This is a genomic window from Pseudomonas sp. USHLN015 (genome assembly GCF_037153275.1).
Lineage (GTDB): Bacteria > Pseudomonadota > Gammaproteobacteria > Pseudomonadales > Pseudomonadaceae > Metapseudomonas > Metapseudomonas tohonis.
Genome location: NZ_JBBCKP010000001.1, coordinates 1 through 13,797, shown reverse-complemented (window position 1 = coordinate 13,797; position 13,797 = coordinate 1). Strand labels below are relative to the sequence as shown.

The following is a 13,797-nucleotide window of genomic DNA, read 5'->3' as shown; positions in this document are numbered from 1 at the left end:
GTCAGGACGAAAGCTGGGTGGTCGCCGGTGGGCGGGTATCGCCGATCCATCGACGGAGGGCCGACCCATCCATGGGCCGGGCGAAGTAGTAGCCCTGGGCCTGGACGCAACCCAGTTCCATCAACAGTGTCTTCTGCTCCAGGGTCTCCACGCCCTCGACCACCAGGGAAATACCCATCGCCTCGGCCAGGGTCACGCTGCTGCGGATGACCGCGCCGCAGCGGGGCTGGCTTTGCAGCTTGCGGATGAACGAGGCGTCGAGCTTGATCTGGCTGAAGGGCAGCGCACACAGCCGGTCGAGCGAGGAGTAGCCGGCACCGAAGTCGTCCATGGCCAGGCCGCAGCCCATCAGGCGCAGGCGCACGAGGTTCTCCAGGCTGGTCGCCGGCGCGCGCAGCAGGCCCGTCTCGGTCACCTCGAAGGTCAACCCCTCGCCGGGCAGGCCGCTGTCCATCAGTCGCCGGGCCACCCGCTCGACCATCTGCCGGTCGCCCAGCTGGATGGGCTGGATGTTGATGGCCAGCTCGACCTGCCGGCCCTCCTGCGCCAGCTCCTGCTGCACCGCCAGTCCCTGGTCCAGCAAGCGCCAGAACAGGCGATCCACCAGGCCGCTGGCCTCCATCTGCGGCAGGAACTGAGCCGGTGACAGGATGCCGTGCTGGGGGTGGCGCCAACGAGCGAGCATCTCGGCACCACGCAACGCACCATCGTTCATGTCGACCTTGGGCTGGAACCAGGCTTCGAACTCGTCGCGCTCGAAGCCTTCGGCTATCTCCGCCAGGGACGGCAGCTCCATCACTTCGGGGGATGCGGGCAACTGCTCCTGCTCGGGCGCGAAGCCGCGCAGCAGGCGGGCGGCCCGGTTAATGTCGAAAGGCTTGCCGAGATCGCCGAGGAATTCCACGCCGAGGCAGCGGATCATCGAGATGGTGGCCTGGCGCAGCACCGGCTCGACCGCGCTGGCGAGCATCACCGCGCGCAACAGGCCTCGCTGGCTGGCATGGCGGAGGAAGGCCAGGCCATCCATGCCGGCCATGCGCAGGTCGCAGAGCACGATGTCGACACCGCCGCAGGCTTGTAGCATGGCCAGCGCCTGGTCGCCGTCCTCCGCTCCATGGATCCGGTCCAGACCCATTCTCTCCAGTGCGGCTATCGCCAGCAGGCGCTGGAAGGGTTCGTCTTCCAGCACCAGAATGCTTATGTTCTTCATCGGGTTTCGCTCGGCAGATTTGTGATGCCGGTCACGTTACTTAGGAGGCTTGGTAACGAGCTAGGCGAAGATTCCCGGAAATTTGTAGGAAATTTCATCAGTGCTTGGGCGTGGCCATGGTTGCCGTGCTTCGGCGTCGAGCCCGCGTCGCCCCGGAAGAGACCGACATGAGAAGTGCCCTGATAGTCGACGATCATCCCGTCATCCGCCTCGCCGTGCGCATGCTGCTGGAACGCAATGGCATGCAGGTGCTTGCGGAGACGGACAACGGTGTCGATGCGCTGCAACTGATCCGCCAGCATGAGCCCGACATCGTCATCCTCGATATCGGCATTCCGCGCCTGGATGGGCTCAAGGTGATCGCCCGCATCCGCGCCCTGGGGCTCGACAGCCATGTGCTGGTGCTCACCTCGCAACCCGCCGAGAGCTTCTGCCAGCGCTGCATGCAGGCGGGCGCCAAGGGATTCGTCAGCAAGGAAGAGGACCTGCAGAACCTCGTGATTGCGATCAACTCGATCAGCGCGGGGTTTTCCTTCTACCCGGCCGATGCATTGCAGGCGGGCCAGACCGCGCTGACCAGCGAGGCCGAGCTGGTCGCACGTCTGTCCAACCAGGAGCTGATGGTGCTGCAGTACCTGGCGGCGGGCCTCTCCAACAAGCAGATCGGCGACCTGATGCTGCTCAGCAACAAGACCGTCAGTACTTACAAGAGCCGCATCCAGCAGAAGCTCAACCTCGGCTCGTTGCTGGAACTGATCGAATTCGCCCGGCGCAACGACCTGGCCAACGGCACCGCTTCCTAGCCGGGCCCTCCCTGGCGAAGGGCCTCCCCTGCGTACTCCCGCGCCCTGACTTTGCGCATCCCCGGATCCGACCCCTGCCTCGTTTTTGGAGTTGACGGCCTTTTCCTGGCTTTTTGAGGATTTTTCCTACGGTTTTCCCTGGCGCTCGATGCCGGATTGCGGGTGTGTCGCTCGATATCATCCTCCCCCGGGAAAAGGCGCGCCGCCACTGCGGCCTTAGTTCCCGCCTTCCCCGCCACGAATCAGGACCCATCGCCACCCGCCCGGCCCCCCCGGGCGGCGGCCATTCAGGAAAAACCGATGCATCCCACCGCAAGGATCACCCGATTGATCGCCGCACTCTTCATCGCCTCCTTCCTGCCGAGCGTGCAGGCCGGCATGGTGGTGAACGGCACCCGTTTCATCTATCCCGCCAAGCAGCAGGAAATCAGCGTACGGGTGAGCAACGACGGCAAGGAGCCGTCCCTGGTGCAGGCCTGGATCGATCGCGGCGACCCGTCGAGCAAGCCGGACCAGGCCGATGCGCCCTTTTTGCTCACGCCGCCGATCTTCCGCCTCGACCCGGGCAAGGGGCAGAGCCTGCGCCTGGCGTTCACGGGCGAGGCACTGCCCACTGACCGCGAGACGGTGTTCTGGCTCAACCTCCTGGATGTCCCGCCACAACCCGCGGCGGACAGCGGCAACTCCATGCAGTTCGCCATCCGCACCCGCCTGAAACTCTTCTATCGACCGTCCGGCTTGCCGGGCAGCGCGTCCGGAGCGGCCCAGCAGATCAGTTGGCGACTGGTCCAGAACGGCGCGCAAAGCGTGCTGCGAGCGAGCAACCCCAGCGCCTTCCATGTGTCGTTCAGCGATGTCTCGCTGAACGTCGGCGGGCGGGCGCACCAGGCCGGCGATGGGATGGTGCCGCCGCTCGGAAGCCGCGACTTCCCCCTGCCGGGCGCGGTGCAGCGGGGAGCGGCCGCCACGGTGGTGACGAAGTGGATCAACGACTACGGCTCATCCATTGGGCACGAGGCGAGGCTGGAGCCGTGAGCAGGCGGCTCGTGCGCGCAAGGCGCTGACGCTGCTCGATCGTTCGCGCGCCATTCATCGATGCGCCAGGTACGACTATGAAAGCCCTTTCAGACAGGTATCCGGGATCGGCTACGCGTGGCACTCGCAGGGTGCGTCTCGCGCCCCGTGGCGGACGGCTCAAGGTCATGGCCGTGGTCCTTGCCTCCCTGGCGCTCAGCGACTGGAGCCAGGTGGACGCGGACGAAGGCGTTTCCCCGGCCCGTTATGCCGTGTTCAACCCGGCGTTCTTCGGTAGCGGTGCGGAAGAGGCCGTCGACCTGTCGCGCTTCGCCAACGCAAACGCCCTGCCTCCCGGCACCTATCTCCTGGATATCTATGTCAACCAGACCTGGAAGGGGCGGCACGAGTTGCGGGTTGTCAGCGAGGGCGAGGGCGCTGCGGTCATCCAGCGCTACTGCTTCAAGCCCGAGCACGTCGGCGCCTTCGGCATCGAGCTGGCGAACCTTCCGGACCCCCAGGCCGCTCGGCAGTCGATTACGGACAACGAGGATTGCGTCGAGCTGGATCGCCTGGTGCCCCAGGCGCAGGTCGAGGTCGATCTGTCCGAGCTGAGCGCCCACCTGAGCATCCCGCAGGCGTACCTGGGGCGACAGGCACGCGGGCACGTGGACCCCCGTGACTGGGATGCCGGCGTCACGGCCGGCTTCATCGGCTACAACGCCAGCGGCTACCGCAGCCACAGCGGCGGCCTCGGTTCTAACCAGCTGTCCCTGGGCCTCAACAACGGTCTCAACATCGGTGAGTGGCGCCTGCGCTCCAACGGCTACTACAACCGCTCCAGCCAGGATGGCGGCCCTACCCGCAGCCACTACAGCAACGCCAGCACCTATGCCCAGCGCGACCTCACCGGCCTGCGTTCGCAACTCACGGTCGGCGACTACTACACGCCTGGCGAGCTGTTCGAGAGCGTGCCTTTCAGAGGCGTGCAGATCAGTTCCGACGACCGCATGCTCCCCGACTCCCAGCGCGGTTTCGCCCCCGTGATCCGGGGCGTGGCGGAAACCAACGCCAAGGTCACCGTGCGCCAGGGGCAATCGGTGCTTTACGAGGCGACGGTGGCGCCTGGCCCCTTCAGCATCGACGACCTCTACGACTCCGGTTACTCCGGTGACATCGAGGTGACGGTGACCGAGGCCGATGGCCGCCAGCGCTCCTTCGTCGTGCCCTACGCCTCGGTGGCGCAGTTGCTGCGCCCCGGTGTATCGCGCTTCAGCGTGACCGCAGGCGAGTACCGGGACCGCAGCCTGGACGCATCGCCGAAGTTCGCCATGGCCACCTACCAGCGCGGTGTGACCAACGCCTTCACCGGCTACCTGGGCAGCATCGTGGCCGAGAAGTACATGGCCGCCCAGGGCGGTGTCGCGATCAGCACCGGGCTTGGGGCCGTCGCGTTCGATGTCACCCGCTCGCATGTCGCCGAGCGTCCCGTCGCCGACTCCGCCCCCAGGAGCGGCCAAAGCTACCGGGTCACCTACAGCAAGCTGCTGGACAGCACCCAGACCAACTTCACCCTGGCTGCCTACCGCTTCTCCAGCGAGGGATATCTCGAGTTCGGTGACTACGCGCAGTCCGTCGGCAACCCCGAAAGCCGCCTCTACCGCCAGCGCAGCCGATTGCAGGCCAACATCAGCCAGCCCCTGGGGGCGAACTTCGGCAGTCTTTACCTGAGCGGGTCGGCACAGAACTACTGGAACGCCGGGCAGCGCAGCGACATGACCTTCCAGGCCGGCTACTCCAACGGTTTCAGCTGGGGAACCGTGAGCACCTCGGCAGGCCGGACGCGCATGGGCTCGGGATACGAGAACCAATACCTGCTGTCCTTCAGCCTGCCCCTGGGGCGCGATGTACGCTCGCCCTTCCTCAGTAGCTCGGTCAGCTACGCCGGCAAGCGCAGCAACACCCAGGCCAGCCTCAGTGGCGTCGCGGGCGAGCGCTCGCAGATGAACTACAGCCTCTACGGCTCGCGCAGCAGCGACCAGGGCGACCGGTCCAGCAGCGCCGGCGGCAGCGTCCACTACTTCGCACCGGCGGCGTCGCTCAACGCCAGCTACAGCGAGGGCACCGGTTACCGCCAGCAGAGCGTCGGCATCGGTGGCAGCCTGGTGGCCCACCCAGGTGGGATCAACTTCACCCAGAGCCAGAGCGAAACCTATGCCGTCGTCGAGGCCAAGGGGGCGGAAGGGGCCTATGTCAGCAACGACTTGAACGCCCGTGTCGGCAGCAACGGTTACGCGGTGGTCGGCGGCCTCGCCCCCTACCGCCACAACCAGGTGGCGATCGACCCGGTCGGCACCCTGCGCAACGTCGAGTTGCAGATCACCGAGCAGGCGGTGGCTCCGCGCCATGGTGCCGTGGTGATGCTCAGCTACCCCACCATCACCGGCGTGCCGGTGTTGCTGCGCATCCTTCGCGAAGATGGCCAGAACCCGCCGCTGGGCTCCGACGTCATCGATGCCCAGGGCGTGTCCCTGGCCATGGTGGGGCAGGGGGGGCGGGCATTCCTGCGCGGGCTCCCCCGTGAGGGCGTGCTGATCGTCCGTTGGGGCGAAGGGCCGGACAAGGCCTGTCGGGTCGACTACCACCTGCCGGCGCAGGACCCGGACGACCCCAGCTACCAACAGGTCGAGGTGCGCTGCGTCACGCTCGGTGGGCGGACCGAGATCGCGCTAGCCGAATGATCCCGCCGGCCGTGCGGCTCGCCATGCCTATGCGCGGGCGCTCGGGCCGGTGCTGATGCAACCCTGGTCGGCACGCGATCCCTCACCACTGGGTTCCGAGTCGGCGTCCCCGCCACTCGATCGCAGGCGCGCCAGCCTCATCCCGCCTCCTGGACCATCCCCGCTCGGTCTCGACCGGCGTGCAAGCAGGCGTGCCCCCGCAGGTCGATGGTCGCGGACTCCAGCTGTCGTGCCGGCTTGCTGGTCGGTCAAGCGAGTCTTTCCTGCCTTGCCGCCATGCACGACCCTGTGTGATGGCGGCTCGCAGTCCCGCGTACCGGATCGGCGTTCGCGGTGTGCTCGGCATGCGGCCTCAGTTGTAGACCACCGTGATGATCCCGGCGTCGCCGGTGCGGGACGCAATGGTGCTCATGCTGACGGAAGTGGTTTCACCCAGGCCGGCGCAGTTGCCACGCGCTCCGGGTTCCGATCGGCCGATGGGGCTGAGGCCGCTGCGGCGTCCTACATGCTCGAGCCAGGTGCTTGTAGGGGTATCGCAAAGGTCCTTGCAGATGCTTCCTACGAAAGTGATCTGTCCTAGGGCCGGTGACGCGTTTTCCGCTTGGGCCAGGCCGGCGACGCAGATGAGGGCGAGGAGGGGAATATTCAGTAGTCGTTTCATCTCAGCACTCCTTACAGGCTGAACTGAGTAAAAATCAGATGGCTCCTACGATCCACACTTTGGCGATCCGGATTTTTTGTAGGTTCTAACTGTAGGAGCCTGATGATTTCGCATTATCCCCGTCCTTTGGCGCGAGGCTGTGAACCCGGTCCGGTTCGGTGGTGAGTCGGACTAATCCGACCTACAAACTTCCTTGTGGCACGTGGGATACTCGACCATCCGCTTTGCCGAAATTTCCGCCGGGCTTCCGGTCTTTCTGCACATCCACACCTCGTTTCCTGCCGGCTTTTCGCGGGTGCCTTCACCCGAAGCACGGGCCGGATTCGCCTGCCACGGTAAATAGACCGGGAATCTTCCCCGGAAGGCCCTGTTCCAAGCCTCTGCGCGAGGCAAATATCGCCAAGGGCGCCTAACGTTAGATACAGGCGCGTCCTCGTGTGGGGGCCGGCCATGTCTGGCGCCCTTCTTGCTTTGGTTACGAGGGTTTTCGTGACCGTTCCGGTCTTTCGATGCAGTGGCAGGGGGGAGCAGATGGGCAGGGCAATCAAAGAACGGGCGACCGTCATCTGCCGCATGGAAGACAAGATCCTCTTCGTGCGCAAACCCAAGTCGAAGTGGACGTTGCCAGGCGGCCGGATCGAGGCGGACGAAGCGCCCGGGCAGGCGGCGTTCCGCGAACTGGTGGAGGAGACCGGGCTCGCGGTCGAGACCCTCGACTACATCGCGCCCCTGGAGCTGTACACGACCCTTCACTACGTTTTCGAAGCGCCGATCCCGGAATCCCAGCAGCCCACGCCGCTGAACGAGATCGCCGACTGCCGCTGGTTCTCCGTCGAGGACCTGGGCAAGCGCAGCATCAACAAGGCCATCCGCCGCCTGCTCAAGACCTGCCAGCGGCCAGGCGCATAGGCTCACGCCGTTCGAGGGTGTCTCGTGTGCCTGTTTTCCGGGCTGAGGCCCGGGCCATGGGTACTTGGTGCCCTGGCGTGGGGCGTACGGGACCTGGGCAAAAAAAGCCCCCGCCAGGGCCGACGACCTGATGGGGGCGAGTGTGTCCCTTGCGGGACCTCAGTGTGTTGCCTCGTGGCGCCGTCCCTTGCGACAGGCCAGCGCCGTGTAGAGGGTGAGCAGCAGGACGAACCCGAGGCTCAGGCTCATCGCCTTATTCGCCGACCTGGCGCAGGCGGGTGGCGGGGACGTCGCCCAGGTTGTTGAGCAGGCGCTCGCTGTACCAGTCGAGGAAATTGATCACGCCGAACTCGTAGGTCTTGGAGTAGGGCCCCGGCTGGTAGGCGGTGGAGTTGATCCCGCGCTGGTTCTCCTCGGCGAGGCGACGATCCTGGTCGTTGGTCGCGTCCCACACCTCGCGCAGGCGCGCCACGTCGTAGTCCACGCCTTCCACCGCGTCCTTGTGCACCAGCCACTTGGTGGTGACCATGGTTTCCTGCGCGCTGATCGGCCACACGGTGAAGACGATCATGTGGTCGCCCATGCAGTGGTTCCAGGAGTGCGGCAGGTGGAGGATGCGCATGGAGCCCAGGTCCGGGTTCTTGATGCGCCCCATGAGTTTCTTGCTGCCCTGCTTGCCGTCCATGGTCATTGACACGGTGCCCTGCAGCAGCGGCATGCGCACGATGCGGTTGCGCAGGCCGAAGCTGGCGTGGGCATAGGGGATTTTCTCGGCGTCCCAGGCGGTGGTGCAGGCGGCTACCTGGTCCTTGAAGGCCTGGCTGGCACGCGGGTCGGTGACGTCATCCCATTCCAGCAGGGTGTTGAGCAACTCGGGGTGCGAGCCGTTGCAGTGGTAGCACTCGCGGTTGTTCTCGATCACCAGCTTCCAGTTGGCCTTCTCCATCAGGGTGGTCTGCACGGCCACCTTGGTGTTCTCCATGTCGTAGGGCTCCATGTAATGGGCCAGGGTGGAGAGGAAGTCGTCGATGGCTGGCGGGTTCTCGGCCAGGGAGATGAAGATGTAGCCGCCGGCGGTCTTCACCTTCACCGGCTTGAGGCTGTAGTCCTTCAGGTCGAAGTCGGCCCCCATCTCGGTGCCGGCGAACAACAGGCGGCCGTCCAGCTCGTAGGTCCACTGGTGGTAGGGGCAGACCAGCTTGGCGACCTTGCCCTTGTCGCTGACGCACAGGCGCGAGCCCCGGTGGCGGCAGACGTTGTGGAAGGCATGCACCTGCCCCTCGGCGCCGCGCAGCACGATGATCGGGTTGTCGCCGATCTGCAGGGTCAGGTAGTTGCCCTTGGCGGGGATCTCGCAGGTCATGCCTGCGATCAGCCACTCCTTGTGGAAGATCTCCTGCATGTCGATCTGGAACAGGCGCTCGTCGTTGTAGAACGGCTGCGGCAGGGAAAAGCTGTGGTCGCGCTCGCGGAGCATCTCGGCGGTGGCCTTGCGCGCCGGGTCCAGCGGATCGCCCAGACTCAGGGTGGAAGTGATATCCATCGTTGACTCCTCAGTGGCGGGGCGCGCTGGGCGGCCTCCGCGAAAATGGCTTTCGGTCGTGACGCAAGGCGGCTTCACCTCCCCTTCCGACGCTGCCGATAGCGCGCTGATAGAGGGGGGAATGTCGCTCGTTTGCTTGTGTTCGGCTGGGGCTGAGTGTGGCGTCGGGGACTGACCCGACCTTATCCATGGACGACACGGCCACATCCGTTTCCGACTCCGCAGCCCTTGGCGTTGCTGGCAGGTCGCGATAAGCATGTGAATGTCGCTGGCAGGTAAGTGGGCGCTTTTTCGCTTACGCAGAATCCGTTCCATTGGGGCCGATTTCCGGCCGCGCGGAGATGCGTTATGAGCAGCAACAGCTTCCTGAATCCGGTGACGACACAGACCTGGGCCAACGGCCGTCATCTGGTGCGCTGCGTGAAGGTCATCCAGGAGACCTGGGATGTCCGCACCTTCTGCTTCATGGCCGACCAGCCTATGGTGTTCTTCTTCAAGCCCGGGCAGTTCGTGACCCTGGAGCTGGAGATCGACGGCCTGCCGATCATGCGCTCCTACACCATCTCCAGCTCGCCGTCGGTGCCCTACAGCTTCTCCATCACCATCAAGCGCGTGCCGGGTGGCAAGGTCTCCAACTGGCTGCACGACAACCTCAAGGAAGGCGATGTCATCCCGGTGCACGGCCCGGTCGGCCTGTTCAACGCCATCGACTTCCCGGCCGACAAGGTGCTCTACCTCTCCGGCGGCGTCGGCATCACCCCGGTGATGTCCATGGCGCGCTGGTTCTTCGACACCAACGCCAACGTCGACATGGTCTTCGTTCACAGCGCGCGCACGCCGAAGGACATCATCTACCACCGCGAGCTGCGCCACATGGCCTCGCGCGTCGGCAACTTCAAGCTGCACCTGGTCTGCGAGAAGTACGACATCGGCGAGACCTGGTCCGGTTATCGCGGCTACCTCAGCCAGCCGATGCTGCAATTGATCGCACCGGATTTCATGGAGCGCGAGATCTTCTGCTGCGGCCCCACCCCCTACATGAGCGCGGTCAAGCGCCTGCTCGAAGCCAACGGCTTCGACATGCAGCGCTACCACGAGGAGGCCTTCGGCCCCACCCCGCCGGAAATCCGCGCCGAGGTGAAGGAGCATGCGGCCGAAGCGGCGGAGGCACCGGCGGTGCCGGCGGCCGACCTCAACCTGGTGGAGTTCATCAGCACCGGCAAGAGCATCCGCGTGGCGCCGGGCGAGACCGTGCACACTGCGGCCGCCAAGCTCGGCCTGCATATCCCCAAGGCCTGCGGCATGGGCATCTGCGGCACCTGCAAGGTCATGAAGACCGCGGGGGAGGTGGAGATGGAGCACAACGGCGGTATCACCGACGACGATGTCGCCGAGGGCTACATCCTCTCCTGCTGCAGCGTGCCCAAGGGTGATGTCGCCATCGACTATTGATCAGTAATTGACCGATCGCCCAGGGGGCCCGGCACGCGGGGCTCCTGGCGTTTGGCGAACAGCTTGTCCACAGGCTGGTGCACGGCTTCTGTGGGTTTGTCACCAGGCTGCGAGGCCCGGCTGGCAAGGGTTCGGCAGCGCGCGAGGCGTTGATCAAGGATTGACCGCTCGCTTGTATCCACCGTGGGCCGGGCGCTGCAGAGGGTTATGCACAGGCAGGCCACAGCTCCTTGCACAGAGGCTGTGCACAAGATCGCCGCCATCCCTCTGAAATCGTTCGATAAATAGCCTGTAAGCCACGCCCCACGGGGTGCAAGGCATGCAGGCGACGCTGCACAGCTTGTCCACAGAAGCCTCCACCGCAGCAGGGGACAAATTCAGGCATGGCGTTGCCAGGCTGCATGTGTCGCATCCGGGCTGCCCCAGGCGCCACGCGGCCTGCAGCGCTGCTCATTATCTGATCGATTCCCTGCAGCGGCCGTACCCCGTGGCCTGCAGCCTCTTATCCACAGGTTGCCTACAGATCGCCGCACAGAAATTGTGCGCCGAATATTCATAACGCTTTGAATACGCTCATAAAACGACCTGTTCTGCACAGGTGCCGTCCTGCCTGGCGCCTGGCCGTCGCTCTACAGCTTGTCCACAGGGTGATGCACCGAAATCGAGGATAAGCCGCGGCCTGAGGATATCTCTGGCGGAACCTCATCCAGGGTGTGGGGCGCGTATGTAGAAAGGCGCCCGCTTTCGCGGGGCGCCTCGGACGGAGGGAGGGGGAGTGCGGCCCAGGGCCCCGGGCCGGAGGGAGGTGTCAGGTGTTGGCCATGGCGGCGCGGATGTCGGCAGCGAGCTCGCGCACGCGCTCCTTCTCGGTGTCCCAGGAGCACATGAAGCGCGCGCCGCCGGCCCCGATGAAGGTGTAGAAGCGCCAGTTGCGGGCGCGCAGGTAGTCCAGCGCCGGCTCGGACATCTGCAGGAACACGCCGTTGGCCTCCACCGGGAACATCAGGCTCACACCCGGCACGTCCGCCACCAGCTCGGCCAGCAGTTGGGCACAGCTGTTGGCGTGCCGGGAATAGCGCATCCAGGCATCGTCCTGCAGCAGGCCGACCCAGGGAGCGGAAAGGAAGCGCATCTTCGAGGCCAACTGGCCGGCCTGCTTGCAGCGGTAGTCGAAGTCCTCGGCCAGCTCGTGGTTGAAGAACAGGATGGCCTCGCCCACCGCCATGCCGTTCTTGGTGCCGCCGAAGCAGAGCACGTCGACGCCGGCCTTCCAGGTCAGCTCCGCCGGGGTGCAGCCGAGGAAGGCGCAGGCGTTGGAGAAGCGCGCACCGTCCATGTGCAGGCGCAGGCCCAGCTCCTTGCACACGGCGCTGATCGCGCGCACTTCCTCCGGCCGGTACACGGTGCCCACTTCGGTGGCCTGGGTCAGCGTCACCACGCGCGGCTTGGGGTAATGGATGTCCTGGCGCTTGAGGGCGATCTCGCGTACCGCTTCGGGCGTCAGCTTGCCCTGCTCGGTGCGGGCCAGCAGCAGCTTGGAGCCGTTGGAGAAGAACTCCGGCGCGCCGCATTCGTCGGTCTCGACGTGGGCCGTCTCGGAGCAGATCACGCTGTGGTAGCTCTGGCACATCGAGGCGAGGGCCAGGGAGTTGGCGGCGGTGCCGTTGAAGGCGAAGAACACCTCGCAGTCGGTCTCGAACAGCTGGCGGAAGTGATCGGCGGCGCGTGCCGTCCACTGGTCGTCGCCATAGGCGCGCTCGTGGCCGCGGTTGGCCTCGGCCATGGCGGCCCAGACTTCGGGGCAGATGCCGGAATAGTTGTCGCTGGCGAATTGCTGGGTCTGGTCGGTCATCTCGGGTCCTTGGTCCTGTCGCCCGGGTCCCCGGCAGGGGCGGGCGGATGGGAACTAACTTTACGACAGGATGGACGCCCGCAAATGACTCCAGGCGACATCCTTTTTAAACCAGGCGCTGTCCCCGGTCCGGTGACGGGGATGCCTGGAGGAACTCGCCGGGGTCTTTGCCGCTCACAACATAACCGTGCCTGCACGGGGACGGACTTTGCCATCAATGAGGAGTGTCACAGATGCGCTATTCCTACCTGATCGCCCTTGCCGCGCCCTGGCTCGTGAGCCTTTCCGCACAGGCGGCCGAATGGCCCGCAGGCGAGCGTGATCATTTCGTCAAGGAGTGCATGGCGGGGGCCCAGGCCCAAGTCGGCGCGGACAAGTTGCAGAAATATTGCGGCTGCGCGGCCGACCGGGTCAGCGCCGAATTCAGCCAGGCCGAACTGGACGAACTGAAGGCCCAGAAGACGCCGTTGCCCAAGGCCACCCACGAGCGGCTGCTGAGCGTCACCAACAAGTGCCTCACCCAGCTGAACTGACCCACCGGGCCGCCAGGCCCTGAGCAAAAAAGAGCCAGGCGGCGCCAGCCGGCGCCGTGCCTGGCCCTGCGCGTTCGTCGCACAGCTTATCCACAGGGTGGTCCACGGTCTTTGTGGGCGGTTTCCCCTTGGGCGTGGCCCGGACTTCAGCCCGGGTTCTCAGCTGAATACCGGACGGAAGAAGCTGCGCTCGTAGCTGAGGATGCAGCGGGTTTCCTCGGCATAGCCGAAGGCCGCGATGCACTCGGCGTCCGCCATGGAGCGGGTACGGTAGTCCTCGTAGGCCGCCAGGCTGGGGAAGCTGAACATCGCCAGCGCGACATTGTTCGCGCCTTCGGAGGGCAGGAAGTAGCCGTGGTGGGTGCCGCCGAATTTCTCCACCAGGGGAATCCAGAGTTTTCCGTAGTGCTCGAATTCGGCCAGCTTGTACGGATCGATGATGTAGCGCAGGTAGCAGGTGATCATGGAGTCGCTCGTCCAGGCGCATGCGAAATGCTGCGGGGAGTCGAAACTATCCACTGCCACCCTCGCTGTCCAGGCGCGTCGCTGTGGGCATCTTCGCCTGCCGACGGCTGATCGGTTCACGTACAGCCGGGCGAGAGCCCCGGCTTGCCTGGCGTTGCGCCATCCACGCACAGCTTGTCCACAGATCGCTGCACAACTTCTGTGCGTAAGAATTTCGCTAACCCTCTGATATCGCACAATAAATGCGCAATGGGCCGCAGCCTGCGCGGGCCCTGGCCGGTAGCGCGGGGTCTACAGCTTATCCACAGCTTGCTCCACGGAAACTGTGGGTTACCGGGTCTGCCGCATGGATGTTCGATTGCGACCCTTTGCATGTCGCAAACGCATTCTCCCGTGGCGTCCGTAGGCATCTGGCAAGGCAGGGCGAGTCATACCATCGCTGCAAACGGGAAGCCCCCGTACCAAACGATAGGCGCCACCGCAGGCGCGTCAGGAGATCAGCGATGTTCAGCAAGCACGACCAGATCCAGGGCTACGACGACGAACTGTTCAGCGCCATGCAGGAAGAGGAGCGCCGCCAGGAAGACCACATCGAGCTGATCGCCTCCGAGAAC

Annotated in this window: 12 protein-coding genes; 7 read left to right on the top strand and 5 right to left on the bottom strand. The window is 65.2% G+C overall.

Going from position 1 to position 13,797, the window contains the following annotated elements; genetic code table 11:
- Window position 1 precedes the first annotated feature (1 nt).
- The gene (locus WFQ67_RS00060; RefSeq protein WP_337055887.1) at window positions 2-1,210 is read right to left on the bottom strand and encodes an EAL domain-containing response regulator; all 1,209 of its coding nucleotides are present in this window, start codon (window positions 1,208-1,210) and stop codon (window positions 2-4) included.
- 167 nt (window positions 1,211-1,377) lie between these two features.
- Between WFQ67_RS00060 and WFQ67_RS00055 the strand changes: the two genes are divergently transcribed.
- The 3 genes from WFQ67_RS00055 to WFQ67_RS00045 all read left to right on the top strand — a co-directional run bounded on the left by WFQ67_RS00055 (window position 1,378) and on the right by WFQ67_RS00045 (window position 5,768).
- The gene (locus tag WFQ67_RS00055) at window positions 1,378-2,013 is read left to right on the top strand and encodes a response regulator transcription factor (protein WP_337055886.1); all 636 of its coding nucleotides are present in this window, start codon (window positions 1,378-1,380) and stop codon (window positions 2,011-2,013) included.
- A 300-nt stretch (window positions 2,014-2,313) separates the two neighbouring features.
- Window positions 2,314-3,048, top strand: a complete 735-nt coding sequence (locus WFQ67_RS00050; RefSeq protein ID WP_337055885.1) for a fimbrial biogenesis chaperone — start codon at window positions 2,314-2,316, stop codon at window positions 3,046-3,048.
- A gap of 167 nt (window positions 3,049-3,215) precedes the next feature.
- Entirely contained in the window at window positions 3,216-5,768 is a 2,553-nt protein-coding gene (locus tag WFQ67_RS00045; RefSeq protein WP_337055884.1) for a fimbria/pilus outer membrane usher protein, read from the top strand.
- A gap of 352 nt (window positions 5,769-6,120) precedes the next feature.
- Here the strand turns inward: WFQ67_RS00045 and WFQ67_RS00040 are convergent, their stop codons facing one another.
- Entirely contained in the window at window positions 6,121-6,429 is a 309-nt protein-coding gene (locus WFQ67_RS00040; protein WP_337055883.1) for a hypothetical protein, read from the bottom strand.
- A 531-nt stretch (window positions 6,430-6,960) separates the two neighbouring features.
- Between WFQ67_RS00040 and WFQ67_RS00035 the strand changes: the two genes are divergently transcribed.
- Entirely contained in the window at window positions 6,961-7,338 is a 378-nt protein-coding gene (locus WFQ67_RS00035) for an NUDIX hydrolase (protein ID WP_337055882.1), read from the top strand.
- Between the two features lie 253 nt (window positions 7,339-7,591).
- Here WFQ67_RS00035 and gbcA read toward each other — a convergent pair whose 3' ends face one another.
- Complete coding sequence (gene gbcA / locus WFQ67_RS00030; RefSeq protein WP_173174892.1) at window positions 7,592-8,881, bottom strand: glycine-betaine demethylase subunit GbcA; 1,290 nt, start codon at window positions 8,879-8,881, stop codon at window positions 7,592-7,594.
- Between the two features lie 348 nt (window positions 8,882-9,229).
- Between gbcA and gbcB the strand changes: the two genes are divergently transcribed.
- Complete coding sequence (gene gbcB, locus WFQ67_RS00025) at window positions 9,230-10,333, top strand: glycine-betaine demethylase subunit GbcB (protein WP_337055881.1); 1,104 nt, start codon at window positions 9,230-9,232, stop codon at window positions 10,331-10,333.
- 808 nt (window positions 10,334-11,141) lie between these two features.
- On the opposite strand, the gene WFQ67_RS00020 is transcribed toward gbcB, so the two are convergent.
- Window positions 11,142-12,185 (bottom strand): threonine aldolase family protein, encoded by a 1,044-nt coding sequence (locus WFQ67_RS00020; protein WP_337055880.1) that lies wholly within the window; start codon window positions 12,183-12,185, stop codon window positions 11,142-11,144.
- Window positions 12,186-12,418: 233 nt separating this feature from the next.
- Between WFQ67_RS00020 and WFQ67_RS00015 the strand changes: the two genes are divergently transcribed.
- Window positions 12,419-12,718 (top strand): hypothetical protein, encoded by a 300-nt coding sequence (locus tag WFQ67_RS00015; protein WP_173174886.1) that lies wholly within the window; start codon window positions 12,419-12,421, stop codon window positions 12,716-12,718.
- Window positions 12,719-12,877: 159 nt separating this feature from the next.
- On the opposite strand, the gene WFQ67_RS00010 is transcribed toward WFQ67_RS00015, so the two are convergent.
- The gene (locus tag WFQ67_RS00010; protein ID WP_173174884.1) at window positions 12,878-13,183 is read right to left on the bottom strand and encodes an NIPSNAP family protein; all 306 of its coding nucleotides are present in this window, start codon (window positions 13,181-13,183) and stop codon (window positions 12,878-12,880) included.
- A 503-nt stretch (window positions 13,184-13,686) separates the two neighbouring features.
- On the opposite strand from WFQ67_RS00010, the gene WFQ67_RS00005 reads away from it, so the two are divergent.
- Window positions 13,687-13,797, top strand: a 111-nt coding sequence (locus WFQ67_RS00005) for a hypothetical protein (protein WP_337056133.1), incomplete at its 3' end; no start/stop codon positions are given.

Bases quoted from the DNA above. Each gene is read 5' to 3' on its own strand.
- WFQ67_RS00060 (WP_337055887.1), bottom strand. From the start codon at position 1,210: ATGAAGAACATAAGCATTCTGGTGCTGGAAGACGAACCCTTCCAGCGC.
- WFQ67_RS00055 (WP_337055886.1), top strand. From the start codon at position 1,378: ATGAGAAGTGCCCTGATAGTCGACGATCATCCCGTCATCCGCCTCGCC.
- WFQ67_RS00020 (WP_337055880.1), bottom strand. From the start codon at position 12,185: ATGACCGACCAGACCCAGCAATTCGCCAGCGACAACTATTCCGGCATC.
- gbcA (WP_173174892.1), bottom strand. From the start codon at position 8,881: ATGGATATCACTTCCACCCTGAGTCTGGGCGATCCGCTGGACCCGGCG.
- WFQ67_RS00050 (WP_337055885.1), top strand. From the start codon at position 2,314: ATGCATCCCACCGCAAGGATCACCCGATTGATCGCCGCACTCTTCATC.
- WFQ67_RS00045 (WP_337055884.1), top strand. From the start codon at position 3,216: ATGGCCGTGGTCCTTGCCTCCCTGGCGCTCAGCGACTGGAGCCAGGTG.
- WFQ67_RS00015 (WP_173174886.1), top strand. From the start codon at position 12,419: ATGCGCTATTCCTACCTGATCGCCCTTGCCGCGCCCTGGCTCGTGAGC.
- WFQ67_RS00010 (WP_173174884.1), bottom strand. From the start codon at position 13,183: ATGATCACCTGCTACCTGCGCTACATCATCGATCCGTACAAGCTGGCC.
- WFQ67_RS00040 (WP_337055883.1), bottom strand. From the start codon at position 6,429: ATGAAACGACTACTGAATATTCCCCTCCTCGCCCTCATCTGCGTCGCC.
- WFQ67_RS00035 (WP_337055882.1), top strand. From the start codon at position 6,961: ATGGGCAGGGCAATCAAAGAACGGGCGACCGTCATCTGCCGCATGGAA.
- gbcB (WP_337055881.1), top strand. From the start codon at position 9,230: ATGAGCAGCAACAGCTTCCTGAATCCGGTGACGACACAGACCTGGGCC.